Source organism: Paractinoplanes lichenicola (assembly GCF_016785085.1).
In the GTDB taxonomy this organism is placed as follows: Bacteria; Actinomycetota; Actinomycetes; order Mycobacteriales; family Micromonosporaceae; genus Actinoplanes; species Actinoplanes lichenicola.
In genome coordinates this window covers 105808-131276 of the sequence record NZ_JAENHO010000003.1, presented here as the reverse complement: position 1 = coordinate 131276, position 25469 = coordinate 105808, and the positions used below count along the sequence as shown (strand labels likewise).

Annotated in this window: 18 protein-coding genes, 1 tRNA gene and 1 pseudogene; 8 read left to right on the top strand and 12 right to left on the bottom strand. The window is 70.8% G+C overall.

The window, feature by feature from the left end:
* Positions 1-67 precede the first annotated feature (67 nt).
* Genes JKJ07_RS09540 through JKJ07_RS09530 form a run of 3 tightly spaced genes read right to left on the bottom strand, consistent with a single transcriptional unit; the run spans position 68 to position 2876 of the window.
* Positions 68-1060 carry an ABC transporter permease subunit gene (locus tag JKJ07_RS09540; RefSeq protein WP_202991008.1) on the bottom strand — a complete coding sequence of 331 codons (993 nt, stop codon included), beginning with the start codon at positions 1058-1060 and terminating at the stop codon, positions 68-70.
* Positions 1057-2043, bottom strand: a complete 987-nt coding sequence (locus tag JKJ07_RS09535) for an ATP-binding cassette domain-containing protein (protein WP_202991006.1) — start codon at positions 2041-2043, stop codon at positions 1057-1059. Before JKJ07_RS09535 ends, JKJ07_RS09540 begins: the two co-directional genes overlap by 4 nt.
* Before the next feature lie 47 nt (positions 2044-2090).
* Positions 2091-2876 carry a DeoR/GlpR family DNA-binding transcription regulator gene (locus tag JKJ07_RS09530; RefSeq protein ID WP_202991004.1) on the bottom strand — a complete coding sequence of 262 codons (786 nt, stop codon included), beginning with the start codon at positions 2874-2876 and terminating at the stop codon, positions 2091-2093.
* Positions 2877-3068: 192 nt separating this feature from the next.
* On the opposite strand from JKJ07_RS09530, the gene JKJ07_RS09525 reads away from it, so the two are divergent.
* From JKJ07_RS09525 to nagA, 3 genes are read left to right on the top strand one after another with little or no spacing between them, the layout of a single operon-like run.
* Positions 3069-3992: an SIS domain-containing protein gene (locus JKJ07_RS09525; protein WP_202991003.1), complete on the top strand. Its 924-nt coding sequence runs from the start codon at positions 3069-3071 to the stop codon at positions 3990-3992.
* Positions 3989-4912 carry an ROK family protein gene (locus tag JKJ07_RS09520; RefSeq protein ID WP_202991001.1) on the top strand — a complete coding sequence of 308 codons (924 nt, stop codon included), beginning with the start codon at positions 3989-3991 and terminating at the stop codon, positions 4910-4912. Before JKJ07_RS09525 ends, JKJ07_RS09520 begins: the two co-directional genes overlap by 4 nt.
* Positions 4909-6000, top strand: coding sequence for an N-acetylglucosamine-6-phosphate deacetylase (gene nagA / locus JKJ07_RS09515; protein ID WP_202990999.1), 1092 nt, complete (start codon positions 4909-4911; stop codon positions 5998-6000). Before JKJ07_RS09520 ends, nagA begins: the two co-directional genes overlap by 4 nt.
* On the opposite strand, the gene JKJ07_RS09510 is transcribed toward nagA, so the two are convergent.
* Both JKJ07_RS09510 and JKJ07_RS09505 read right to left on the bottom strand, forming a co-directional pair.
* On the bottom strand, positions 5966-6682 hold the full coding sequence (locus tag JKJ07_RS09510; RefSeq protein WP_307834191.1) for a phosphatase PAP2 family protein: 717 nt from the start codon (positions 6680-6682) through the stop codon (positions 5966-5968). The genes nagA and JKJ07_RS09510 overlap by 35 nt on opposite strands.
* Before the next feature lie 10 nt (positions 6683-6692).
* On the bottom strand, positions 6693-8147 hold the full coding sequence (locus JKJ07_RS09505) for a trypsin-like serine peptidase (protein ID WP_307834190.1): 1455 nt from the start codon (positions 8145-8147) through the stop codon (positions 6693-6695).
* 117 nt (positions 8148-8264) lie between these two features.
* Between JKJ07_RS09505 and JKJ07_RS09500 the strand changes: the two genes are divergently transcribed.
* The gene (locus JKJ07_RS09500; RefSeq protein ID WP_202990997.1) at positions 8265-9482 is read left to right on the top strand and encodes a DUF4032 domain-containing protein; all 1218 of its coding nucleotides are present in this window, start codon (positions 8265-8267) and stop codon (positions 9480-9482) included.
* Here the strand turns inward: JKJ07_RS09500 and JKJ07_RS09495 are convergent.
* A complete protein-coding gene (locus tag JKJ07_RS09495) occupies positions 9465-11246 on the bottom strand; it encodes a potassium channel family protein (RefSeq protein WP_202990995.1) in 1782 nt (593 codons plus the stop codon). The two genes, JKJ07_RS09500 and JKJ07_RS09495, sit on opposite strands and share 18 nt — an antisense overlap.
* A gap of 96 nt (positions 11247-11342) precedes the next feature.
* On the opposite strand from JKJ07_RS09495, the gene JKJ07_RS09490 reads away from it, so the two are divergent.
* Complete coding sequence (locus JKJ07_RS09490) at positions 11343-12215, top strand: hypothetical protein (RefSeq protein WP_202990993.1); 873 nt, start codon at positions 11343-11345, stop codon at positions 12213-12215.
* A gap of 356 nt (positions 12216-12571) precedes the next feature.
* Positions 12572-12738, top strand: a pseudogene (locus JKJ07_RS09485) (IS30 family transposase); the annotation flags it as partial.
* An 85-nt stretch (positions 12739-12823) separates the two neighbouring features.
* Here the strand turns inward: JKJ07_RS09485 and JKJ07_RS09480 are convergent.
* Both JKJ07_RS09480 and JKJ07_RS09475 read right to left on the bottom strand, forming a co-directional pair.
* Positions 12824-16102: a S8 family serine peptidase gene (locus tag JKJ07_RS09480; protein ID WP_202990991.1), complete on the bottom strand. Its 3279-nt coding sequence runs from the start codon at positions 16100-16102 to the stop codon at positions 12824-12826.
* A gap of 254 nt (positions 16103-16356) precedes the next feature.
* On the bottom strand, positions 16357-16776 hold the full coding sequence (locus JKJ07_RS09475) for a GNAT family N-acetyltransferase (RefSeq protein WP_202990989.1): 420 nt from the start codon (positions 16774-16776) through the stop codon (positions 16357-16359).
* Between the two features lie 38 nt (positions 16777-16814).
* On the opposite strand from JKJ07_RS09475, the gene JKJ07_RS09470 reads away from it, so the two are divergent.
* Complete coding sequence (locus tag JKJ07_RS09470) at positions 16815-19610, top strand: Hsp70 family protein (protein WP_202990988.1); 2796 nt, start codon at positions 16815-16817, stop codon at positions 19608-19610.
* Between the two features lie 51 nt (positions 19611-19661).
* Here the strand turns inward: JKJ07_RS09470 and JKJ07_RS09465 are convergent, their stop codons facing one another.
* On the bottom strand, positions 19662-20747 hold the full coding sequence (locus tag JKJ07_RS09465) for an ABC transporter ATP-binding protein (protein WP_202990986.1): 1086 nt from the start codon (positions 20745-20747) through the stop codon (positions 19662-19664).
* Positions 20748-20883: 136 nt separating this feature from the next.
* On the opposite strand from JKJ07_RS09465, the gene JKJ07_RS09460 reads away from it, so the two are divergent.
* Positions 20884-20957: transfer RNA gene (locus JKJ07_RS09460), tRNA-Thr, on the top strand.
* A 584-nt stretch (positions 20958-21541) separates the two neighbouring features.
* On the opposite strand, the gene rlmB is transcribed toward JKJ07_RS09460, so the two are convergent.
* The 3 genes from rlmB to JKJ07_RS09445 are packed head-to-tail and all read right to left on the bottom strand — an operon-like array spanning position 21542 to position 25459.
* On the bottom strand, positions 21542-22660 hold the full coding sequence (rlmB, locus tag JKJ07_RS09455) for a 23S rRNA (guanosine(2251)-2'-O)-methyltransferase RlmB (protein ID WP_202990984.1): 1119 nt from the start codon (positions 22658-22660) through the stop codon (positions 21542-21544).
* Positions 22660-24072, bottom strand: coding sequence for a cysteine--tRNA ligase (gene cysS / locus JKJ07_RS09450; RefSeq protein ID WP_202990982.1), 1413 nt, complete (start codon positions 24070-24072; stop codon positions 22660-22662). The genes rlmB and cysS overlap by 1 nt, the downstream gene beginning before the upstream one ends.
* Positions 24073-24103: 31 nt before the next feature.
* The gene (locus tag JKJ07_RS09445) at positions 24104-25459 is read right to left on the bottom strand and encodes a class II fumarate hydratase (RefSeq protein WP_236028779.1); all 1356 of its coding nucleotides are present in this window, start codon (positions 25457-25459) and stop codon (positions 24104-24106) included.
* Positions 25460-25469: the final 10 nt, after the last annotated feature.

Here is a 25469-nt window from a genome sequence, read left to right as displayed (position 1 = left end):
ATGTACGAACGGGGACCGTCAGCATAAGCACCGACGATCCCCGCTCGCACGCGCGGTCAACGTTACGTCACGTAATGTCCCGACTACGCATAGCCCACATCGAGGCACCCACAATGAGGACGAAGATCCCGGCCAGCAGCCCGCCCGCCATCGGCCAGGTCAGCGTGAGCGAATCCGGCTGGCAGCCGCCCGCGGACGAGTAGTTGCACGAGTTGTAGTCCTCGAGCTTGATCTCCTTGTCCATCCAGGCGATCATCCAGACCGGGATCAGGTAGGCCTCGGCGAACTTGACCTTCGCCAGCGACAGCACGGTCCCGAGTCCGAACTGGAAGACGATGACCGCGCCGATCGTCACGCCCAGGGCCATCGCGGTGTGCCGGCCCAGCGAGGCCAGCCCGAAGCCGATCGCCGCGGCCACCAGCACCAGGGCCAGCCCGCGCAGCTCCATCAGGGCGATCGACTGCCAGGCGCCCGAGGTCATGCTGTCGGTCGTGCCACGCGCCTCGGCGATCCCGACGAAGATCCCGGTCCAGATCGCCGAGTAGACGACCGTCAGCACGGTGAACAGCACCAGCAGCGCGAGCAGTTTCGTGCCCAGCACCTGCAGCCGCTGCGGCCGCCAGAGCAGCAGGTTCATCATGCCGCCGCTGCTCCACTCGGCGCCCACGAAGGACGCGCCGACGATGAAGGCGACCAGCGCGAGCAGCGCGGCCAGCGTCGTCACCATGTCGGGGAAGTTCTCGCGGAAGTCGAACGTCGGCGGCATGTACCACTGCGCCTGGAAGTCGTCCTGCGTCGGCTGATACATGCCTTCGCAGCTCGCCGGGTTGGCGCCCGGCGCCTGGCAGGCGGCCTGGTCCCGCTGATACTGCTCGGTCGCGCGCTGGAAATCCTGCTGCGCCTGGGCCTGGGCCGAGGCGATCTGCGACGGGCCGACCTTCTCGTTGGTGAAGAACATGCCGGCCGCGATCGCGAGCAGGATCAGCGTCGTGCCCAGCAGGAACAGGCGGGTGAAGCGGCGCTTGGTCAGCCGCTTGGTCTCGGCCGTGTAGAGGCTCACTGACCCCACCCTCCGGTCGGCGCGGCGACCGCGCTCTGATCCACCTGGCGGTTCCGGCCCTCGACCGGCGCGGTGCCGGTGAGCTGCAGGAACACGCTCTCGAGGTCGGCCGCGGTCGGCGTCAGCTCGCTCACGTAGATCTCGCGCTCGGCCAGGATCCGGGTGATCTGGGCGGGGTTGCCGGCGTTGCCGACGGTGAAGTGGTCGTGCTCGACGGTCACCTGGGCGCCGTTGGCCCGCAGCAGCTCGACCGCGCCACGCATGTCGACGCCCGGCTCCAGGCGCACCTTCACGCCGGACGAGGTGTGGCTGGCCAGCACGTCGGCCACCGAGCCCGCGGCCACCCGGCGACCGGCCGAGATGATCGTGACCGAGTCGCAGATGAGCTGGATCTCGCCGAGGATGTGGCTGGACAGCACGACCGTCATGCCGGACTCGGCCAGGTTGCGCATCAGCGAGCGCATCTCCCGGATGCCACCCGGGTCGAGACCGTTGGCCGGCTCGTCCAAAATCAGCAGCTTCGGCTCCTTGAGCAGCGCCGACGCCACGGCCAGGCGCTGCTTCATGCCGAGCGAGTAGGTCTTGACCCGGTCCTTGGCCCGGTCCCGCAGGCCGACCAGCTCGAGCACGGCGGTGACCCGCTCCTTGCGGACGTCGCCCGCCTCGGCCAGCAGCGAGAGCGTGTCCTGCGCGGTGAAGTTGCCGAAGAACTGGGGGCTCTCCACGATCGCCCCCACCTGACCCGCCACCTCGGACAGGTGGGCCGGCACCTCGCGCCCGAGGATCGCCATGCGGCCGCCGTTGGGCGTGATCAGCCCCAGCAGCGTCCGCAGCGTGGTCGTCTTGCCGGAGCCGTTGGGCCCCAGGAAGCCGTGGACCTGACCCGCCTCGACGACCATGTCGAACCCGTCGAGCGCTCTTCGCACCCCTTTACGGCTGCGATACGTCTTCTGCAGCCCCGCTATCTCCAATACGGCAGTCACGGGCGAGACTCTAGACAGCACCGTCAATATGCGCTGCTGATCGCCCCTCAAGCCGTAATAACGTGTACCCCTGCCTCGCGGAACCGGGCGACGGTCTCCGCGGGGGCGCCGGAGTCGGTCACCAGCGTCTCGATCTTGGTGATCGGGCAGATCCGGGCGAACGCGTGCCCGCCCAGCTTCGACGAGTCGGCGATCACCACGACCCGCTTGGCCCGTGCGACCATCAGGCTGTTCATCGCGGCCTCGCCCTCGTGGTGGGAGGCCGCGCCCAGTTCCACGTCCACCGCGTCCACGCCGAGCAGCACGACGTCGAGCGTGACCTCCTTGAGCAGGGCGCCGCCGAGCGGGCCGACCACCTCGAAGGACTGCGGCCGCACGACGCCGCCGGCCACCACGATCTTCATGCGCGAGCGCACGAGCAGCTCGTTCGCGATGTTGAGGGCGTTGGTGACCACGGTCAGCTGGGAGCCCTCGCCGCCCGCGTTCAGATCAGCCCGTACGGCCAACGCCCGCGCGACCTCGGTGACCGTGGTGCCGCCGTTGAGCCCGACGACCGTGCCCGGGGTGACCAGGCCCGCCGCCGCCTCGCCGATCCGCTGCTTCTCGGCCGAGTGCTTGGCGCTCTTGTAGCGCAGGGGCAGGTCGTACGAGACGCCGTTGGCGACCGCGCCGCCCCGGGTCCGGGTGATCATCTGCTGCTGGGCCAGCTGGTCGAAGTCACGGCGGATGGTGGCTTGGGAGACGTCGAGGCGCTCGGCCGCGTCCTCCACGCTGACCCGGCCACTCTCGGCGAGTAACTCGAGCAGGGCATTCCACCGCGCGTACCGGTCCACCCAGACTCCCAGATGCACGTTACGTGATAAGAGTGTGCACATTAGTGCGCGAAAGGCCGACAAGCAAAGCTCACGCCTGCTCGGTGCGGCGGCGACGGTTGCATCCGCGCCAGCCTTCCACGCAGAATGACGCTCGAAAGTGCCGGGAACTGCGCGCTTATGCGCACAGCGCACGTGGTTGAAGGGTGGCCCATGACGTACGTCAAGGCAGAGATCGCCAGCCAGCCGGAGTGCTGGCGGCAGGCCGCGAAGCTGGCCGACGCCCCGGGCCTCCCCCGGCGCGGCGAGCGGGTCGCCGTCGTCGGCTGCGGCACCTCGTGGTTCATGGCCAAGGCGTACGCGGCCCTGCGCGAGCAGGAGGGGCACGGCGAGACCGACGCGTTCCAAGCGTCCGAGTTCCCGCGCCGCCGCCGCTACGACCGGGTGCTCGCGATCACCCGCTCGGGCACCACCACCGAGGTCCTCGACCTGCTCAACGACCTGGCCGGCGGCACCCCGACCACGGTCATCACGGCCGACGAGGCGCAGCCCGCGGCGCGGATCGCCGACCAGTCGATCGTGCTCGACTTCGCCGACGAGGAGTCGGTGGTCCAGACCCGCTTCGCCACCAGCACCCTCGCGCTGCTCCGGGCCCACCTGGGCGAGGACATCGAGTCGGTGGCGGCCGACGGCGAGGTCGCCGTGCGCCTGCCGCTGCCGGTGCACCCGGCCCTGGCCGAGCAGATCACCTTCCTGGGCCGGGGCTGGACCGTCGGCCTGGCCGAGGAGGCCGCGCTCAAGTGCCGCGAGGCCGCCGCCTTCTGGGCCGAGGCCTACCCGGCGATGGACTACCGGCACGGCCCGATCGCGATCGCCGCCCCGCGCCGCGCGGTGTGGGCGTTCGGCGAGGTGCCGACCGACCTGGCCGACGAGGTCGAGGCGACCGGCGCCCTGTTCGTGCACAGCCGGCACTACGGCGGCTACGCCGCGCTGGGCAGCTGGTGCGGCGGCCGGGCCCCGCTCGACCCGATGGCCGACCTGGTCGTCGCGCAGCGCGTGGCCGTGCTGCTGGCCACCAGCCAGGGCCTCGACCCCGACCACCCACGCAACCTGACCCGCTCGGTAGTTCTCAAATGAACCAAGTGGTGGTCGCCCTGGACGTGGGCGGGACAGGCATGAAATGCGCTTTGGTCCGCCCGGACGGGACGGTCCACCACACCGAGCGACACCCGACCCTGGCCGAGCGGGGGCCGGAAGCAGTCCTCGGCACGATCCTCGACGTCGCCGAGGGCCTGGCCAGCAAGGCCCGCGCCGACGGCCTCGAACCGGTCGCGGCGGGAGTCGCCGTGCCGGGCGTCGTCGACGAGGAGAACGGGCTCGCCGTCTGGTCGTCGAACGTCGGCTTCCGCGACGTGCCGGTCCGGGCCCGGCTCGAGGAACGCCTGGGCCTGCCCGCCGTGCTCGGCCATGACGTGCGGGTCGGCGGCACCGCCGAGGCCCGGCTGGGCGCCGGCCGGGGCCATCGGCACGTGCTGTTCGTGGCGATCGGCACCGGCATCGCGGCCGCCCTGATCGTGGACGGCGTGGGGTACGGCGGCGGACACGGCGCGGCCGGCGAGGTCGGCCACATCGTCGTCCGGCCGGGCGGACCGCTCTGCCCGTGCGGGCAGCGGGGCTGTCTGGAGTCGCTGGCCTCGGCCCGGGCCATCGGGCTGCGCTACGCGGAGCTGGCCGGCGCCCCCGGGGCGACCGCGCTCGACGTCGTCACCAAGGCCGGCGAGGGCGACGCCCTGGCCCGTACGGTCTGGCGCGAGGCGATCGAGGCGCTGGCCGACGGCATGGTCATCGCGCAGGCGCTCTACGACGTCGGCGTCTTCGTGATCGGCGGCGGCCTGGCCGAGGCCCGGCACGAGCTGCTGCACCCCCTGGAGCAGGCGTTCCGCGAGCGGATCACCTTCCATCGCCCGCCCGAGTTCGTGCGGGCCGGCCTGGGCGACGAGGCGGGCTGCATCGGCTCGGCCCTGCTGGCCCTCGACCACTTGGAGAAGACACAGTGACGACCCGCATCGGCGGCAAGATCGTCCGGCCCGGCGCCGTCGTCGAGGGCTACGTCGAGGTGGACGGCCCGGCGATCCTGGCGGTCGAGGCCGCCCCGGACGCCGGCCCTGACGTGATCGTGCCCGGCTTCGTCGACCTGCACTGCCACGGCGGCGGCGGGCACACGTTCACCACCGGGGACGCCGAGTCGGCCCGCGGGGCGGCCGAGTTCCACCTGGGCCACGGCACCACGACGATGCTGGCCAGCCTGGTCAGCTCGCCGTTCGAGCTGATGCGCGACGCCACCGAGGCCTACCGTCCGCTGGTCGAGGCCGGGCTGATCGCGGGCGTGCACTACGAGGGTCCATATCTCTCCCACGTGCGCTGCGGCGCGCAGAACCCGGAGTTCCTGCGCGACCCGTCGCTCAAGGAGCTGACCGAGCTGCTCGAGCTGGGCTCGGTGCGCCTGGTCACGATCGCCCCCGAGCTGCCGGGCGCCCTGGAGGCGATCGCGTTCCTGGTCGAGCGGGGCGTCGCCGCCGCGGTCGGGCACACCGACGCCACGTACGAGCAGACGCTGGCCGGCGTGGCCGCGGGCGCGACCGTCGGCACCCACCTGTTCAACGGCATGCGCCCGCCGCACCACCGCGAGCCCGGCCCGGTCGTCGGGCTGCTGGCCGCGCCCGTGGTCTGCGAGCTGATCGCCGACAACATCCACCTGCACCCGGGCATGCTGGCGTTCGCCGCGGGCACGGCCGGGCCCGACAAGGCCGCGCTGATCACCGACGCGATGGACGCCACCGGCATGGCCGACGGCACCTACGACCTCGGCGGCCAGGAGGTGATCGTGGCCGACCGGGTGGCCCGGCTGGCCCGCGACGGCTCGATCGCCGGCAGCACGCTGACCATGGACCAGGCGCTGCGCAACACGGTCGCGGCCGGGATCGCGCTGCCCGACGCGGTGGCGATGGCCTCGACCACCCCGGCCCGCGTGCTCGGTCTGGGCGACGAGATCGGCGCGCTCGAGGCGGGCCTGCGGGCCGACCTGGTCGTGCTCTCGAGCGACCTGCGGGTCAAGCGGGTGATGCGAGCCGGTCGCTGGGTGTGAGCCCGGCCGGCCGTTCCCAGCCGCCCAGCCGGGGCAGCCCGATGCGGTCGAACGGGATCCGCTCGATCAGGCGGGCCAGCACGACGCCGAGCAGCGCGCCCGCGATCGAGTCGGTCAGCCAGTGGAAGCCGGTGTAAACGGTCGTGCAGAACACGATCGCCACGGGCAAGACCCTCAGCCCGTACGTCTCCCGGCGGCTCAGCGGCCGGCCCAGGAGCGCGACGACCAGCAGCGCGATCACCGCGTACCAGACCAGCGAGTTGCCGAGGTGCCCCGAGGGGTAGCTCATCGCGTACGCGCCCGCGGCGTCGGGGTTGTGCATGATCACCGGGTTGGGGCCGTCGAACCGGGGCGCGGCCCGATCGGCCCAGATCTTGAGCGGGCCGATCGTCAGGTACGTCAGCACGAACCCGGCCACGAACGGGAAGACGGCCCGGATCGAGCGGGTGCGCCAGGTCAGCAAGCCGGTCAGGATCAGCGAGACCGGCATCAGGATCTGACCGCCCTGGCCCAGGTAGTTGAGCACCCGCGCGGTCCAGTACGGCAGCCAGGGCTGGTGGCTCAGCGACCAGTCGGCCACCCGCTCGTCGAGCCGGAGCAGGTGGCCGTTCATGAGCGCGGCCGTCAACGCGACGAACGCCGCCAGCAGGGCGACGTCGAGCCACCAGTTCTTCTTCGACACGTCCTCAAAACTAGAGGTACTTGGCCAGCTTGGCGGCCAGCAGGTCGGCCCGTACGCCCGAATTGGGGCAACCGCCGAAGTGGTGCAGCGCGACCACCTTGTTCGTCGAGCGCGACAGCACCGGCGAACCGGACGAGCCGCCCTCGGTGTCGCAGTAGTACGCGACGTCCGACCCGGTGGCGTAACCGTCGTAGCCCGGGTTGACGACCGCGCAGTTGCTGGCCTTCTCGCCCAGCGACCCGGCGATGCGCGTGGGCTCGCCCGCCGGGTGCTGCGGCACGTACAGCTCCTGGTTCTTGGCCGGGCGCTTGGTGTCGAGGGTCAGGTAGCCGAACTTCTGGATCGCGGCGAACTTGTCCACCGAGAACAGGGTGAAGTCGTACGTGCGGTCGGTCGCGACCACCTGCGAGCCCCACACTTTGGTCGGCTGATAGACGTCGTACCCGCCGCACTTCGCGCACTGGTAGTTGAACCAGACCTCGGTGTTGTACGCCTCGGCCGAGCTGGTGAAGCAGTGGTTGTTGGTCAGCATGCGGTTCTGCGGGCCGACCCGCCAGCCGGTGCAGAGCTCGGTGCCGTTGATCAGCAACCGGGCGATGGCCTTCGATTTCGTGTACGCCACCGGGTCGCTCGACTTGTAGCAGACGGCGTCGGCCGAGGTGTCGCTGCCGCAGACCGATTCCTCCCGGCCCGTGCGACCGGGCGGGTTGAGCAGCTTCTCGGGCACCCGGGCCTGTTCCGTACGGCTGAAGCCGCGCGCGACCCGGTCGACGTCGACGCCGTGGCCGCCGGTCAGGGTGCCCAGCCCGAGCTGGTCGCTCGCCCCGCGGTGCACCTCGACCACTGCCGTGTCGCCGGTGACCGACATGGCCCAGCGGTCGCTGTCGGCCGCGGTCTTCGTGGCCTCGTACCGGTAGCTCTCGGTGCCGTCGGCGTCGGTGACCGTGACGTAGTCGCCGGGCAGCAGCGCCATCCGCGAGAAGTGCAGCTTCACATAGGACGCACCGGGGTAGCGGAACGTCTCCTTGGCCGGCTTGCCGCCGAGGTAACTGAGCAGCTTGTTCACCCGGAGCAACTCACCGACCGGCTGGCGGCCACTGGCCGACTCGGACTCGATCGGCCGCTCCGGGGTGCCGGGCTGCGGAGCAGCGACCGTCGCCTTCTCGGTCCGCGGATCGGTCGCCGCGGCGCTGGTCGTCGGCGTGGGCGCCGGCGTCCGCGGCTGCACCTTGCCGTTAGCGGGGGCCCCGCCCGCGTCCGGCTCGGCGACCTGCCCGTCGCCCAGCCGCTGGTCCGCGGCGACCGGCGTACGGGCTCCGGCCGGGGCGTCGTGCCAGGTGCCGACCGGCTTCCCGTTGTCACCGGCGGCATGCCAGGCGGTCGCCCCCGCCGCGCCCGCCAGCAGCACAGCCGCACAGGCCGCGATCGCTATGCCTGCCTTACGTCGCCCGGTCTTCAACGGCACTGTGATTAACCCGCCATTCGTTCATTTATAGAACATATGTACTGATCCCGCGCTCTCGTACCTGTGTAACGAGCCACCTGCGGGAGCGACGCGCCGCCGAACGTGCACACTGGTTCGGTGCGCATCACTTCCGCCCTCGTCGACCCGGCGCTGCTGGATCTGCCGTGGGGCATTCCGCTCGAGGACTGGCCGGCCGATCACCTGGTCGCCCTGCCCCAGGGCATCTCGCGCCACATCGTGCGGTTCGTGAAGCTCAACGACGTGGTCTACGCGCTGAAGGAGACCCGCGAGCGGATCGCCGAGAAGGAGTACGACCTCTTGCGCGCGCTCGAACGCATCGACTTCCCCGCCGTCGAGGCGGTGGCGATCGTCACCGACCGGGAAACGCCCGACGGCGAGCCGCTCGAGACCGTGCTGATCACGCGGCACCTGCAGTTCTCGCTGCCGTATCGCGCGCTGTTCTCGCACACCCTGCGGCCCAACACGCTCAACCGCCTGCTCGACGCGCTGGCCGCGCTGATCGTGCGGATGCACCTCACCGGCTTCTCGTGGGGCGACTGCTCGCTGTCGAACACGCTGTTCCGGCGGGACGCGGGCGCGTTCGCGGCCTACCTGGTCGACGCCGAGACCGGCAACCTCTATCCGAAGCTCTCCGAGGGCCAGCGCAGCGAGGACATCGAGATCCTGCGGCTCAACATCTTCGGCGAGCTGCTCGACCTCGAGGCGGCCGAGCTGCTGCACGAGTCGATCGACCCCGAGGCCGTGGTCGACGACATCGTCGCGCGCTACGAACGGCTGTGGCACGAGGTGACGTACGAGCAGGAAGTGCCCCGGGTCGACGCCCGGCACGACATCGAGGGACGCATCCGGCGGCTCAACGAGCTCGGCTTCGACGTGGCCGAGGTCGCCATGTCCACTGTCGACGGTGGCGTCCGGATCCGCCCCAAGGTCGTCGACGCCGGCTATCACACGCGCCGGCTGCTCCGCCTGACCGGCCTCGACGCCGAGGAGAACCAGGCCCGCCAGCTGCTCAACGACCTCGACACATACCGGGCGGAAAGCCTGCTCACGGACGAGCAGCAGGCCGCCCACCGCTGGCTGACCGAGGTGTTCGAGCCGGTCGTGCGCGCGGTGCCGGCCGGCCTGCGGCACAAGCTGGAACCGCAGGAGATCTTCACCCAGATCATCCAGCACAAGTGGCTGCTCTCCGAGCGGGCCGGGCGCGACGTCGGCATGGCCCCGGCGGTGCAGTCCTATCTCACCGACGTGCTGGCCAAGAAGCCCGACGAGCAGGCCGTGCTCGGCGTCGAGGTGGAGTCACTCGCCGGCGGCTGAGTCGCTCAGGTGTGAGGCTGCTTCCTCTGACAGCGCGCGCAGCCCGGCTCGGCGGGCCACCACCACGATCTCGTCGCCCGCGGCGAGCACCCGGCGGCCGTCGGGCAGCCAGTCGACCCACTCCGAGCCGGCCGCGGTCATGCCGATCACGCGGGTGCTCTCGGGGCGCTCGGCCGAGTCGAGCGGCGCGCCGTCGAGGGCCGAGCCGGGCATCACCCGTACGGCCGCCACCAGCAGCGCGTGCCGCTCGACCGGGATCGTGGCCAGCACCTCGCGCTCGCGCATGGCGGCGGCGAACGCGGGCGCGCACAACCGCGAGACGCTGCGCGAGATGTTGATGTTGAACGCGGCCTCGACCCGCTGGGCGAAGTCGTCGTCGAACAGCCGCAGCACGACCCGGATGTCCTCGCGGGCGGCCCGGGCGTGCAGGGCGGCCTGCAGGTTGACGGCGTCGTTGGTCGAGACCACGACGAGCGACTGGCAGTGGTGGATCGAGGCGGCCCGCAGCGTCTCCTCCTGCGCCGCGTCCCCCGTGACCACCGGGACGCCCAGCGACTCGGCCACCTTGACCCCGCGGGCCTTCGGGTCACGGTCGATCGCCACCACGTCGAGTCCGAGATCGATCAGCTGGCGCAGCACCCGCGTGCCGACCGTGCCCAGCCCGACCAGCACGATGTGCCCGGAGTGGACCTTGAGCACCTCGCCCCGATTCAGGGCCAGCCGGGTCTTGACCACGCCGTCGACCACGGCCGCGGTGATCAGTGGCAGCAGCGCGACCCCGGCCAGCGTCAGCACCAGCTGAGCGGCCTGGGCGGCGGCCGTGTTCTCGGGCTCCACATCGGACGAGCCGACCACGGTCAGCAGCGTGATGTAGATCGACTTCCAGAAGCCGTCGACGCCGGTCAGCCGGGTCAGCAGGATGCCGGAGATCACGGTGAGGGCCAGCGCGACCAGCACGGCGATGCCCAGCTTGCGGGTCAGGCCGACGCGCGCGGCCCGGCCGATCGACAGCCACGGGCGACGGCGGCGGCCCGCGCGGGCGAGCCGGCGGGCGGTCACCGCCTGGGCCGCCGGGCGTCCGGAGGCCTCGGCCAGCACCAGATCGGCCGGCTGCCGCTCGGGCTCGCCGGGCTCGGCCGGGAGCACGGTCATGCGGCCGGCGTCGTCGAAGGTGGCCAGGGTGAGCAGCGCCGACTGATCCGGCACGTCGCCGCGCTTGGCCACGGTGAGGGTGCGGGCGGCGTACCGGAAGTGGGTCGGCGCGACCTCGCCGAGCGCGGCCGCCACGAAGGCGGGAGCGGCCATCGCGGCATCCGACAGCACCGCGCAGTCGGCGAAAAGACGGCGGACCCCGTACGCCAGACCGGTAGTGAACATGCGGATCACGAGCCGCAAATCGCCCTCGACGGCCCGCGCGCACAACGCCGCATGCAGGTTGACCATGTCGTCCGGCATCACGAGGGCCAGGGCGGCGGCACCGGCCAGGCCGGCCTCGCGGAAGGTGCGCTCGTCGAGCCGGGCCGCGGTGATCACCCGTACGCCCCGGGCCCGCAGGCCGTTGAGATCGGGAACGCCCGGCCGCAGGTCAGGCGGCGTGATCACGGTCAGCCGGAGCCGGCCCGAGCTGGCCAACTCGTCGGCCAGCGTATAGACGAGTGCGTCCGACCCACAGATCACGAAATGCGGCCGCGCGTCGCCGTTGCGCTCCCGCAGCCGGGCGACGAAGGACTTTCGTACGCCGTCCTTCCCCGAATCCGTAGCCACGTTCGCGATCGTAGCCAGCCGGAACCGTCCGGCGGGGCCGGTCGTTGCCCCCTTCGACACTTTGGTCCGAATTCCGGCTCCGCCAGGAGGAGAACAGTGCGCAAGTTGTGGTATGCCCTCGCCGGTGGGATCTTCCTGTTCACGGCCACGCCGGCCCAGGCCGATCCAGCGCCCGCCTCCGGCTCCGGGTCCGGCCTGTTGCCCGACGAGCAACTCGCCGACCTCCTCGGGCAGAGCAACGGGCTCAATGTGGACAATCCGCTCGGTCACAGCTCGCTGAAGGACACCGCACTCGGGCGGACCCCGATCACCCAGTTCAAGGCCGGCCAGAACAGCCCCGACCTCAACCCGGTGCTCCCCGGCCGGAACACCACCGAACCCCGCCGCGGCCTGATCCCCCGCGAATCCGCCGCCGACGAGCGGCCCGCGCTCCCGGCGCTTCCGGCCGCCGATGTCGTGCCCAACAGCACGCTGCCGATCCAGGGCCTGCCGCTCTTCGGCACCGACGTGAGCGGCCTGCCGTGGATGTCCAGCCTGCTGCCCAGCGGCCAGTCCCGCGACTTCTCAGCGGAACCCACGATCCGCGAGTCCAAGATGTTCACCGGCGGCGTCCCGCTGCTGGGCGGCCTCGGCGGCCTGCTGCCGGCCAACACCTCCCCCCGCACCCTGCCCGCCGGGGACGAGCCCGACATCTCCGGCCTGCCCGGCGGCGGGGTCGCGGTGCTCCCCGCGGCCACCCCGACCTCGGCGCCCGCTACGGCTATTCCCGGCTCGCCTGCCCCCGAGCAGCCGGCTCAGACCCCGTCGGCCAAGCCGCACAAGCAGAAGCAGAAGCCGCAACCCAAGCCGGCCGCCACCCCCGACGACCCGCGCCTGCACGAGGAGCCGGTCGACACCGACACCCAGGAACACCGCCCTTTCACCCCCGACGGCCGCCCGATCGCCGGCATCGACCAGCAGTACCGCTGACCCGGTCGACGACCCCCGGAATCAACCAGCAGTACAGCCAAAAGCACCCGCTAGACCCTGTGGATAACCCGATTCCGCGGCACCCCACCCGCCACCGTCACCGACGTCCCCGTGGCGCTTAGGTTCCAGCGGTCGTTGCAACACCTAGGTTGATCAGGGGTTGTCGTGACCAAGAGTTGAGGGATCAGGACCCGCAGTTCGGCGGACTACGCCACAGTGAAACGCGCATATTTGGATCTTGTTGCTAAAGGTGCAGGAACCCGTCAGGCATGCCTGAAGTTGGGCAGCGGCCCCGGCCCGCGACCGGCAAGATCGCCGCCCGCCCGGCGTTACAACAACTGGTAGTGACCATGCTGGGATGGCGGCACAGCCCCGAGCAGATCAGCCGCCGCGCCGTGACTTTCCTCAGCCAAGCGAGTGGCACGTGCCCCACGAGACGATCTACCAGGCCCTCTACGTTCAAGGCCGTGGACAACTACGCCGCGAGCTGACCACTGCCTTACGCACCGGCAGGGCCGTGCGGGATGGCCGTACAGCGATCTTGATAAAACGGACAAAAGAGGCCCGCCCGGCAGAACGCCGGACGGGCCTCTTTCAGTGTTACGAGATCAGCCGGTGACCGCCGTGATGGCGATCGGGCCGCGGCCGACGATGGCGCCCTCGTCGGTCACGATGGTGACCTCGCCCGACAGGGCCCGGCCGGCCGGCGGCACCGACAACGCGGTGACCGTGCCGGAAACCGTCGTCGAAGCGCCGTTGGCCAGCGTGATGGGCGTGCTCGGCACGGTGACCGTGCCCAGCGCCGGGCTGAAGTAGATGTCGAGATAGTCGAACTCCGTGGTGCCCGCGGGCACCGCGTAGCCGTCCACCACGGCGGTGTAGTTGCCCGCCGCCGGGTTGGTCAGCGTGATCGACTCCTCCGAGTCACCGTCCGCGTCCTGACCGACCAGCACGCCGTCGCGGTAGAGCGACAGGTCGAGGTCGGCGGTGGCGTCGCTGGTGTTGCCGATCGCCACGGTCAGGCGGGTCGAGCCGGCCGGCACCGCGAACGCGTGCTCCTGGCTCGCACCCTCCGCGATGGACGGACGCTGGCTGCTCGCGCTGCCGAGCGGGCCGCCCTGCGCCGACACGGTGACCGGGCCGAAGTTGTTCTTCACGGTGAAGCTCACCGGGGCGGGCTGGTTCACCGTGACGCTGGGCAGCGTGACCGTCTCGGGGGTCAGCGTGACGCCCTGGATCTTGGCGGTCACCTTGAACGGGTTGCTGACCACCGGGGACGTACGCCGGGCCTCGACCTCGATCTCCCAGATGCCCGGGATCGGGTTCTCGTACGACCGCTCCTCCGGCTTGCACGTCGCCGGGTCGGAGTAGTTGGTGAAGCACAGCGCGCTCGCCGTGTCCTCGGCCGGGACGCCCCACGGGTTGATCGCGATCCAGCGGGTCTGCGAACCGGACGCGATGCCGGACAGGTCCACCTGGAGCGCCTTCGTACCCTCGGGAACGGTCACGAAGTACGACGTGGTCGACGCGCGGTCCACCTGGCCGGAGAACGACGTGGCGTACGAGGGCTTCTTGGTGTCGACGCCGGTGACGACCGTGTTGAGCACCTCGAAGTCGATGACCGGGGTGGCCGGGTCGTCGACCTTGAGGATCGCGCTGGCCACGCCCTCCTTGGCCCGCACCACGACCGGGACGCTGACCGTCTTGTTGAGCGGCAGCAGCACGACCGGGGACGAGACGAACGACGAGCGGTCGCCCTGCCACGTGAGGGTGTGCAGCACCGGGTAGGCCGGGCCGCTGGTGCGGGTCAGCTTGATCGTCTGCACCTTGACCTGGCCGGCCTTGAGGCCACCGTCGGCGGCGGCGCAGCGGTTGTAGATGCCCGTGCCCTGGCCGGGGGTGGCCAGCAGGTCGGACAGCGGCGTGCAGACCGGGGCCGACGACGTGTACGTACGGGTCGCCGGCTTCTTGGCCAGCAGCTTCCACGCGTCCGGCACGTTCATCTGGCCGTAGCCCTGCTCGTAGGTCTGCTCACCCGGGATCGAGTCGGCCGACGAGTAGATCGCGCGGCGCAGCGCCGGCGGGGTGACCTTGAAGCCGTTGGCCTTCGCGGCCGAGAGCAGCAGCGCGGCGCCACCGGCGGCCTGCGGGGAGGCCATCGACGTGCCGTTCTGCATCGAGTAGCCCGGCGGCAGGGTGTAGGGCACGGTCGTCAGGCCGGCGACGTTCTCCCACGTCGGCGAGAGCGAGACGGCCGAGCCGGGGGCCGAGATGTTCGGCTTGAAGCCGCCGTCCTCACGCGGGCCGCGCGACGAGAACGGGAAGAGCTGCAGCGGCTTGCGGGTCTCGGCGCCGTAGTTGGACTTCCAGGTGTCGTCGGAGATGCTGGCGGCGACGCTGACGACCTCAGTGGAGCCGGACGGCTCGCCGTGCGTGTTGACGCCCGGGCCGCTGTTGCCGGCCGAGACGAACAGCTGCACGCCGTACTTGGTGATCAGCTGGTTGTAGAGCTGAGCCTGGGCGTTGCTGCCGTCGTTGAGCGCGGGCAGGCCGCCGATCGACATGTTGACCACGTCGACGCCGCGGTTGATCACCAGGTCGGCCATGCCGGTGGTGAGCGCGGCGTTGGTGCAGCCACCGCCCCACGAGCAGGCGCGGGCCGAGACGATCTTGGCGCCGGGGGCCTGGCCGTCGAACGCGGCGTTGCCGAACAGGTCGTTGCCCGCGGCGATGCCGGCCACGTGCGAGGCGTGCAGGCCCTCGGGGATGCCGATGTTGACGAAGTCGGCGGTGCCGTCGATGCCGGCCGGCGTCAGGTCGACGTCCTCGCGGTATTCGACGACGAACGGCATCCGCTCGGCGATCGGGGTCGCCGGGTTGTCGGTGCCGAAGTGGTTGACGTCGAACTTCTCCTTGTACGGCCGCATGACGGCGTCGTCGGTGAAGTCGAAGTTCTGGTTGGTGTCGACCCGGATGTCGTGGCTCACCGGGTCGTAGAGGATGCCCCACGTGTCGGTGGTGTCACCGTCGCGGTTGACGTCACCGGCGGGCTCGGAGGCCGCGGTGATCGACTCGGCGAAGCGGTTGATCTGCCAGTTGCCCGCGGGGGCCTTCCAGGTCTGGTTCGCGTACGTGAAGGTCGGGCCGCTCACCGAGGTGAGCATCGCGCGCCAGGTGCCGTCGTTCTCGAGCAGCGGGTCGGTGGCCGTCACCCAGTCGACGATCTTGCGCTCGCCGGTGGTGGTCTTGGCCAGCGCCGGGTGGTCGATGTCCACACCCGAGTCCATGATGCCGATCGTGACGCCGCGACCGTCGTACTTGGGGAACTTCTTCTTGAAGTCCACCGAGCCGGTCTCGTCGGTCGGCAGGTACGGGTTCGCGGCGGGCGTGGTCGGGCCGGGCGCGGCCAGCTGCGCCGGCTTGCCGGACTTGTCCTTCTGGCCCGTCTCGGGCAGCTTCATCGTCTCTTCGAGGTCGACCGCCTTGACGCCGGTCAGCTTCGCGGCCGCCACGACCTTGGCGATCGGCACCGAGGCCAGCACGTAGCCGATCTCGTCGAAGTGCCGGGTCACGACGCCACCGAGCGCCTTGATCTTCGCGGCAACGTCGGCCGACTTCCCGGCCTCGGCCGCGACGATGACGGTGACGAACTTCTTGTTGGCCGCCTCGGCCTTGGCCAGCAGCTCGGCGTCGTGGGCGCCGAGGGTGTCAGCCGGCGCCTCCTTGGGGGCGGCGGGGGTCTCGGCCGACTTCAGCAGCTCGGCGGGCGCGTCAGCACCCGGTGCCGCCGCGGCCGGGAGCGCACCGCTGAACGTCACGCCGGCGGCCACGCCGATCGCGAGCACAGAGGTGAACGTTCGCCGGCCCCAAGTGAATTGTTGTCTCACGTACGGGTCCTCCGGAAGGAACGGCGCCCAGCGGGGGTTCACTGGGGCGCATCCACCGGATCCTCTGATCGATCGCCATTAAAGTCACTACGATCGATGACGTTGTGACGAGGCCGTGACATTCATTGTGGTGCATCTATACACGAGAATTTCCCGCGCGTTACCGCAGGTCACGTAATTCCTTCGGCATCGCGGCCGTATCGGCGTATGCGGAGCCAAATGTCCTTTCTCGACGGGCACTCTCCGTTCGGCCGTCACCGGCCGGCGATCAGGTCCCAATTGAGCAGAGTGAAAGGCGCCTCCTCGGACGCGCCCGCGCGGCGATAAGTGGCGAGTGCGGCCGCATTGTCCGGCTCGGTGCCCACCCACATGCCATAACACCCCGTACGCCGGGCGATCGCGGCCAGCTCGGTGACCAGCCCCGTGGCGACGCCCCGCCTGCGGGCCTCGGGCGCCACCGACAACTCGTACACGAACATCTCGGTGCCCTTGTCGGGGTGCGTCATCTCGACCCCCGAGATCATCCCGACCGGCCGATCGTCGTCGTAGGCGATCAGCAGATGGTGCCCCTCGGCCGCGAGGAAACGCTCGGTCGCCCCGGGCAACGGGGGCGCGTCGAAGAGCCCCGCGGCCGCGTGGATCGCCGTGGCCTGGGTGATTCGTTCGATCCGCATGGCGGCCACCCTAGGGGGTTCGTCGTAGCATGGCGGCCGTGACCGAAGGGTTCGTGCTCGGCGTCGACCTGGGAACCTCGCACACAGTGGCCATGTTGCGACGGCCCGATGGGCGTACGAGACCGCTGTTGTTCGACGGCCGCCCGCTGCTGCCGTCGGCGGTCTATCTCGACCCCGGCGGCCGCCTCCACGTGGGCGCCGACGCCCTGCGGCTGGGTCACGCCGACCCGGCCCGCCTCGAACCGCACCCGAAAAGGCACGTCGACGCGGAGACGGTGCTGCTGGGCGACGGCGCCACCGTGCCGGTGCCCGACCTGCTGGCCGCCCTGCTCGGCGCGGTGGCCCACGAGGCCGTGGCCACTGCCGGTTTCCTGCCGCCGGCCCAGGTCACTTATCCCGCGTCCTGGGGCGGCCCCCGGCGCGCGGTGCTGGTCGAGGCGCTGGGCCGGGCGGGCTGGCCGGCCGGGACGGCGCTGCTGCCCGAGCCGGTGGCCGCCGCGCGCTACTTCGCCGAGGTGCTGCGCCGGCCGCTGCCGGTCGGCTCCTCGCTGGCCGTCTTCGACTTCGGCGCCGGCACGCTCGACGTCGCTGTGGTGCGGCACCAGGGGCCGGGCGCCAACTCGGTCACGGCCTCGGGCGGGGCCGACGACCTGGGCGGGCTCGACCTCGACGCGGCCCTGGTCGACCACCTGGGCAAGTCGCTGGCGGGCGCCGAGCCCGAGGCGTGGCGGGCGCTGACCGAGCCGGCGACGCTGGCCCAGTGGCGGGCCCGCCGGCAGTTCTGGGAAGACGTCCGCGGCGCCAAGGAGATGCTCTCCCGCAGCTCGTTCGCCCCGGTTCCGGTGCCCGGCGTCGAGCACGCGGTGCATCTGACCCGCGACGAGCTCGAGGCAACAGCCGATTCCCTGGTACGGCGTGGGGTCGCCGAAGCCGGCGCGGTGATCGCGGCCGCCGGTCTCAAGCCGTCCGAGCTGGCCGGGCTCTTCCTGGTCGGCGGCTCCTCGCGGGTGCCGCTGGTGGCCCGCCTGCTGCACAGCGAGCTGGGCATCGCCCCCACCGTCCTCGAGCAGCCCGAGCTCCCGGTGGCCGAGGGCGCCACCCTTGACACACCCCGTACGGCCACCGCGTCTTCCGGGCCGCCGACCGCCGTCGGCCCGCCGACCGCAACCGAGGCTGCGGGCCCGCCGACACCACTACCGACGCCGGCCCCGGCCCAGCCTCCTCCGGCCGCCGGCACCGGCGACGACCGGCACTACGCCGAGCCCGTCGACCCCTGGGCCACCGGCGAAGCGGCCGCCATCGCCGCGGGCGGCCACGCCCTCCCCGGCTCGCCGCCCCTGCCCGGCCAGACCTCGGGGCCCGGCACACCCGGAACGTTCGGCCCGCCCAGCCACGAACCCTGGCTCGCCTCCGAGAACACCCCGCACCCGAGCGGCGGCTACCACCCTGGCCCCGGCGGGCCGGCCGGGCCGCCCGCCCCCGACCGGCCCCGCGGCACCCGCCGCCGCTGGATTGTCGCCACCGCCGCCGCGCTCATCCTTGTCATCGCCGCCGGCGCCACCGCCGCCTGGGCGTTCTGGCCCCGCTACCCCGGTCTCGACTACCAGACGCTCGGCAGCCCGGTGCACGTCCCGCCGGCCATCCCGCTCACGTCCGCGTTCCACGACGCCGTCATCCACGGCAACCGCGCCTACCTGGCCAGCTCCAACACCGACAGCGGCAAGATCGGCGTGGTCGCCATCGACGCCGACAAGGATCGACCGGCCTGGAGCAACCCCGACGCCGGCACGGCCAAAGCGTGGGAGGCCATGATCGCCCTTCCGGCGGCGGTCGCCCTGATCAGCGACGGCGACTACGAGACCGACAGCCGCGAGCTCGTCCTGCTGGCCGCGGACACCGGCCGGCAACTGTGGAAACGCACCCTGGGCGACGACGACGACATCTATTTCCAAGGCGACCGGGCCCTCATCGCCGACCGCGAGAACAAACAACTGCTCGGCCTCGACCTCGCCAACGGCAACGAACGCTGGAAGCAGCCCGACCTCGAAGGCTCCCAGTCCGAGATGTTCAGCGTCACCACCCCGGCCGACCTGTCCGGCCCGGCCGGCGCCACCGGCCGCCCCCTGTCGCCCGACCTCGGCGACGACCCCCGCGTCGTGCAGATCGGCGGCACCGACGACACGGCCCGGGTCATCGACGCCAACACCGGCAAGATCCTGGCCACCCGGCCCGACGTCGCCGACACCTCCGACGACGTGGTCGCGCACAACGGCCGGCTCCTCGTGCGCAAAGCCGCCGACACCAACCGCCTCGTCGCGTATGGGCTCGACAACCTCGACGGCGCCGACATCATCTACACCTCGCCGTCCCGCGAAGCACGGCTCTGGCGGCTCAGCCCCTGCGGCGACGACCGCGTCTGCGCGCTCGAAGGCACCGGCCCCGGCGACGAGAACGCCCAACTGGTCGCCGTGAACATTCCCGACGGCAAAACCGCCTGGAAGACCGCCGCGCCCCGATCTGACGTGATCATCCCGGTCGGCGAGGCCGTCCTCACCGCGTACTCGACCGACGCCCGGCTCGTCGACGCCGACGGCAAGGAAGTCTGGTCGGGCAAACAAGCGGCCGTCCGCCTCGACGCGGCCAACATCCTCGAACTGAGCAAACCCTTCGCGGGCTACGTCGACGACCCCGCCCTGGCCGGCCGCCACCTCGGCGACACCCCCGTGCAGCTCGGCCCGCTGCGCGGCGTCAACACCGACACCTGCTCGTGGAACCTCACCCACCTGGCCTGCGCCACCGACAAAGACTTCGTCCTCATCCGATTCGCCAAATAAAAAACCGGGCGGTCCCTCTCGGGGCCGCCCGGTTTTTGGTGAGTCAGTCGATCAGATGCGAACGCCGGACTCCGCGTTGAACACGTGGATGCCGGTCGTCTGCGGCTGGATGTAAACCGTCTCGCCCATGTTCGGCATGTTGCGACGGTCGGTGCGAACCACGAACCGCTCCTGCGTGCCGTCCAGGTCGGCGTGACCGTAGACGTTCGCGTCCGAACCCAGGTCCTCGACCAGGTCGACCACGATCGGCAGCGCGCCCGCCGACTCGGTGGTCAGCTCGGCGGCCTCCGGCCGGAAACCGATGGTGACCTTGCCGCCACCGCTCTGCGCGGCCGCGACCTGCTCGCGGGTCAGCGGCACGTTGAACGCGCCGAACTTGCCACCCGTCTCGGTCAGCGGAACCGTCTTGATGTTCATGGCCGGGGAGCCCATGAAGCCGGCCACGAAGACGTTGCCGGGCGTGTCGTACAGGGCGCGCGGGGTGTCCACCTGCTGCAGCACACCATCGAGCATGACGGCCACGCGGTGACCCATCGTCATGGCCTCAACCTGGTCGTGCGTCACGTAAACCGTGGTGACACCCAGCTTGGCCTGCAGCGAGGCGATCTGCGAACGGGTCTGCACCCGCAGCTTCGCGTCAAGGTTCGACAGCGGCTCATCCATGAGGAACACCTGCGGCTCACGCACGATCGCGCGGCCCATGGCGACACGCTGACGCTGACCACCGGAAAGCGCCTTCGGCTTACGCGACAGATACTCGTCGAGCTGCAGGAGAGCCGCAGCCTCCTTGACCCGGCGGTCGATCTCGGACTTCGAGGTCTTCCGCAGCTTGAGGGCGAACGCCATGTTCTCGTACACCGACATGTGCGGGTAGAGAGCGTAGTTCTGGAAGACCATCGCGATGTCGCGCGACTTCGGGGGAAGGTTCGTGACGTCCTTACCCTCGATCAGGATGCGCCCCCGGTCGACATCCTCCAGGCCGGCGAGCATGCGCAGGCTGGTGGACTTGCCACAACCGGAAGGGCCGACCAGAACGAGGAACTCTCCGTCGCCGATCTCGAGGTTCAACTCGTTGACCGCGGGGCGCTCGGAGCCCGGGTAGATCCGGGACGCCTTGTCATACGTAACGGTAGCCATGCTGAAACAGACTTCCTTTCCACCGGCAGGAACGTGCCGGACGATCCGAGTGGAGGAACAGCCATGTAAACGTAAAGCTTTTTACACGACATGCCAAGGTGGCCAGCAAGTTCACAGCCAGTATGCTGACCCAGCCGCCCCTGTAGCTCAGATGGCCAGAGCACCCGTCTTGTAAACGGGAGGTCGTCGGTTCGATCCCGACCGGGGGCTCGTCGCGGGTCTCCCTGTGCGCAGAAAGCGCGCACCTGGCTCCTCGCGTGCCGACCTGGGGGGCGACCCCCCAGACCCCCACGGTGCGGTTAACCGGTGCGGGAGGCGCTAACTGACCGTAGGGGGTTGCGGCTTCGCCGCCGAAGAGGCGGGAAGCGTGCAGGCGCGGGGAGCGTGCAGGCGCGGGGAGCGTGCAGGCGCGGGAAGCGTGCAGGCGCGGGAAGCGCCTAAAAGCAGTTGGCTTGGGGGATCTCCTTGCGACGGCTGCCTCAGCTCATCGTGAAGAGGGGGAGGGTGCAACCGGGGTTTGGTTGCGCCCTCCCCCTCTTTGCGATTCGCTCCTGGCAGTCGCCGCAAGGAGATCCCCCAAGCCCCACCCACCCACCGCAACAATCGCCAGGGAGATCTCCGCAGCGATGGCCGGGGTCTGGGGCAGCGCCCCAGGGTCTGAGGGTTTGGGCAGCGCCCCAGGGTCTGAGGGGTTTGGCAGCGCCCCAGGCTCTGAGGGTTTGGGCAGCCCCCAGAGTCTCAGGGTTTTGGGCAGAGCCCGAGGATCTCAGGGTCTTGGGCAGAGCCCGAGGGACTCAGGCAGACCGCCGCCGAGAAACCTCAGCCAAAGTCACAGCAGCAGCCACCGAGGCATTAAGCGACTCCACCTCACTAGCCATAGGAATAGAAACCCGCAGATCACAGGTCTCCCCCACCAGCCGCGAAAGCCCCCGCCCCTCAGACCCCACAACAACAAGCAGCGGCCCCACAGCAGCCTCCAGCTCGTACAGATCCGTCTCCCCGTCAGCATCCAGCCCGATAGCGACAAACCCCACGTCCTGGGCCTTCTTGATCGCTCGGGTCAGGTTCACCACCTGCGAGACCGGCACCCGAGCAGCGGCGCCAGCACTGGTGCGCCACGCGGTAGCCGTAATCCCCGCCGCCCGCCGCTCGGTCATGAACACGCCGTGCCCACCGAAAGCGGCGACGGACCGAATCACCGCACCCACGTTGCGGGGGTCGGTAATGCCGTCCATGGCCACGAGCAAGGGGGTGGGCTGCTCCATGGCTGCCGCGAGCAGGTCGTCGAAGTCCTCGTACGCGAACGGCGGCACCTGCAGGCCGATGCCCTGGTGGAGCACGCCACCGGTCATCCGGTCCAGCTCGTTGCGCCCGATCTCCAGAATCGGGATGCCCCGATCACCAGCGGTACGGACGATCTCCGCGACCCGCTCGTCGATGTCGATGCCCTGGGCGACGTAAAGGGCGGTGGCGGGCACCGCCGCACGCAGCGCCTCGACCACGGGGTTGCGGCCCAGCAGCAGCTCGGGGCCTTCCTTGGTCGGGTTGGAGCGGCGCCCCGGGGCGATGCGCGGGCCACCGCGACCGACGCCGGAGCGGCCGCGGGGAGAGGCAGCCTGCTTGCCGTAGGCGCGGCCGCCACCGCGGCCCCAGGTGGTGTCCTTCGTGCCGGGCTGGCCGACCTTGGGGGCGCGGCCTTCGGCGGCTGCGGCGCGGCGTTCCTTGTCCTGCTTGCGGGCGGTCTTGTCGGGCAGTTTCTCGGTGCCCGAGTAGCCCTTGTGCCAGGGACGCTCGTCGGCGGGCAGGGTCTTGCCGCGGCCCTTGAGGCCGGAGCGGTTCTTGCCGCCGGAGCCGGCCGCGGCGCCCTTCTTCGAGGTGGCTCGCTTGCTGGCGTTCTGGCTGTTTCCTGGCATCAGTGGTCTCCTACCGTCCAGCGCGGACCGGCCGGAGTGTCCTCCACCTGAATTCCCGCGTTCTTGAGCTGGTCGCGCACCGAGTCGGCGGCCGCCCAGTCCTTGCGTGCGCGTGCCTGGGTGCGCTGCTCGAGGGCCAGCTTGACCAGCGAGTCGACCACCGGCTTGAGGTCGCTCTGGGTCACCTTGCCCGTCCAGGCCTCGTCGAGCGGGTCGAGGCCGAGCACGCCGAGCATCGCGCGGACGGCGGTGATCGCCCCGCGGATGCCCGCCTCGTCGCCGGCCGCGAGCGCCGTGTTGCCCTCGCGGATGCAGTCGTGCACGACGGCCAGTGCGGCCGACGTGTTGAGGTCGTCGTTCATCGCCGCGGCGAACGCGGGCGGCACGTCCTTGGGGCGGCCCGGCCCGACGATCTCGGTGGCCCGCTGCACGAAGCCCTCGATCCGCCGATACGCCACCGCGGCCTCGCGCAGCGCCTCGTCGGAGTAGTCGATGCGCGAGCGGTAGTGCGGGGTGCCCAGGTAGTAGCGCAGCTCGACCAGGCGGATGCCCATCGCCTGCACCGCGGCCACGTCGATCACGTTGCCCAGCGACTTGCTCATCTTGGCCTCGCCGAGGTTGAGCAGCGCGTGGTGCACCCAGTGCCGGGCGAACGGCAGGCCGGCCGAGCGGGACTGGGCGATCTCGTTCTCGTGGTGCGGGAAGGTCAGGTCGAGCCCGCCGCCGTGGATGTCGAACTCGTCGCCCAGGTAGCGCCGGGCCATCGCGGAGCACTCGATGTGCCAGCCCGGGCGGCCCCGGCCCCACGGCGAGGGCCACGACGCGTCGCGCGGCTCGTCGGCCTTGACGCCCTTCCACAGCGCGAAGTCGCGGTAGTCGCGCTTGTCGGGCTCGCCACCGTCGGACGGCGGGCGCATGTCGTCGGGATTCTGACCCGAGAGCGCGCCGTACTCCGCGTACGAGGGCACGTCGAAGTAGACGTCGCCGGTGCCACCGGCCGCCGCGTACGCGTGGCCGCGCTCGATCAGCTCCTCGATCAGCTCGTGCATCTCGGGGATGTGCCCGGTCGCGAGCGGCTCGTACGTCGGCGGGATGACGTTGAGGTCGCGATAGTTCGCGTCCAGCACGAGCCGGTTGGCGTGCGCGATCGCCCAGAACGGGCGGGTCTGCGACGACGCCTTGTCGAGGATCTTGTCGTCGACGTCGGTGATGTTGCGGATGAACGTGACGTCGTAGTTGGTGTGCAGCAGCCAGCGGCGCAGCACGTCGTAGTTGACGGCCGAGCGCAAATGCCCGATATGGGGCACCGACTGCACGGTGAGCCCACACAGGTAGATACCGACCTGGCCGGGCGTCATCGGGACGAAGTCCCGGACCGATCGGGTCGCGGTGTCATACAAGCGCAAACTCACCGTACAAGGGTACCGGCCGCGCCAAGCGACTTCAGGGGCGCGTCATCCGCAGGACGTCGAGCGCCTCGTCGAGTTGCTGCTCGGTCAATGTGCCCCGCTCCAGGTGCCCGCGTTCGATCACGACCTCGCGGATCGTGCGGTTCGAGGCCAGGGCGGCCTTGGCGATCGCGGCGGCCTCGTCGTAGCCCAGGTAGCGGTTGAGCGGGGTGACGATCGAGGGCGAGCCTTCCGCGTACGCCAGGGCGACCTCGACGTTCGGTTCGAGCCCGTCGATGCAGCGGTCGGCCAGCAGCCGGGCCGCGTTGGCCAGCAGGCGGATCGACTCGAGCAGGTTGCGGGCCATCACCGGCAGCATCACGTTGAGCTCGAAGTCACCCTGCGAGCCGGCGAAGGCGACGGTCGCGTCGTTGCCGATCACCTGGGCCGCGACCTGGCGGACGGCCTCGGGCACGACCGGGTTCACCTTGCCCGGCATGATCGACGAGCCCGGCTGCAGGTCGGGCAGGCGCAGCTCGCGCAGGCCGGCGCGGGGGCCCGAGCCCATCCAGCGGATGTCGTTCACGATCTTGTAGAGCCCGACGGCGATCACCTTGAGCTGGCCGGACGCCTCGACCAGCGCGTCGCGGGCGCCCTGGGCCTCGAAATGGTCGCGGGCCTCGGTGACGGGCAGGCCGGTGCTCTGCCGCAGCCGCTCGATCACGGCGGGGGCGAACCCGGGCGGGGTGTTCACGCCGGTGCCGACCGCGGTGCCGCCCAGCGGCAGCTCGGCCAGCCGGGGCAGGGTGCCGGTGAGCCGCTCGATGCCGTTGGCGACCTGCCTCGCGTACCCGGAGAACTCCTGGCCGAGCGTGACCGGCGTGGCGTCCATCAGGTGCGTACGGCCGCTCTTGACCACCTCTGACCAGGCCTCGGACTTGGCCAGCAGGGCGGTGCCGAGGTGTTCCAGGGCCGGGATGAGCTCGGCCGTGACCGCCTCGGTGGCGGCCAGGTGGATCGACGACGGGAAGACGTCGTTGCTCGACTGCGACGCGTTGACGTGGTCGTTCGGGTGCACCGGGCGGCCCAGCTCGCGCGCGGCCAGGGTGGCGATGACCTCGTTGGCGTTCATGTTCGACGACGTGCCGGAGCCGGTCTGGAAGACGTCGATCGGAAACTGGTCGTCGTAGCCGCCCTCGGCCACGTGCGCGGCCGCCTTGGCGATCGCCTCCGCCAGATCCTCCTCGATCACGCCGAGCGACCCGTTGACCTGCGCGGCCGCGCCCTTGATCTGGGCCAGCGCCTTGATGTGGGCGGACTCCAGGCCGCGCCCCGAGATGGGGAAATTCTCGACCGCGCGCTGCGTCTGCGCCCGCCAGAGGGCGTCGGCCGGAACCCGGACCTCGCCCATCGTGTCCTTC

Coding starts and splice junctions, on each gene's coding strand:
- JKJ07_RS09525 (WP_202991003.1), top strand. CDS start 3,069: ATGACGTACGTCAAGGCAGAGATCGCCAGCCAGCCGGAGTGCTGGCGG.
- rlmB (WP_202990984.1), bottom strand. CDS start 22,660: ATGCCAGGAAACAGCCAGAACGCCAGCAAGCGAGCCACCTCGAAGAAG.
- JKJ07_RS09445 (WP_236028779.1), bottom strand. CDS start 25,459: ATGGGCGAGGTCCGGGTTCCGGCCGACGCCCTCTGGCGGGCGCAGACG.
- JKJ07_RS09465 (WP_202990986.1), bottom strand. CDS start 20,747: ATGGCTACCGTTACGTATGACAAGGCGTCCCGGATCTACCCGGGCTCC.
- JKJ07_RS09520 (WP_202991001.1), top strand. CDS start 3,989: ATGAACCAAGTGGTGGTCGCCCTGGACGTGGGCGGGACAGGCATGAAA.
- JKJ07_RS09475 (WP_202990989.1), bottom strand. CDS start 16,776: ATGCGGATCGAACGAATCACCCAGGCCACGGCGATCCACGCGGCCGCG.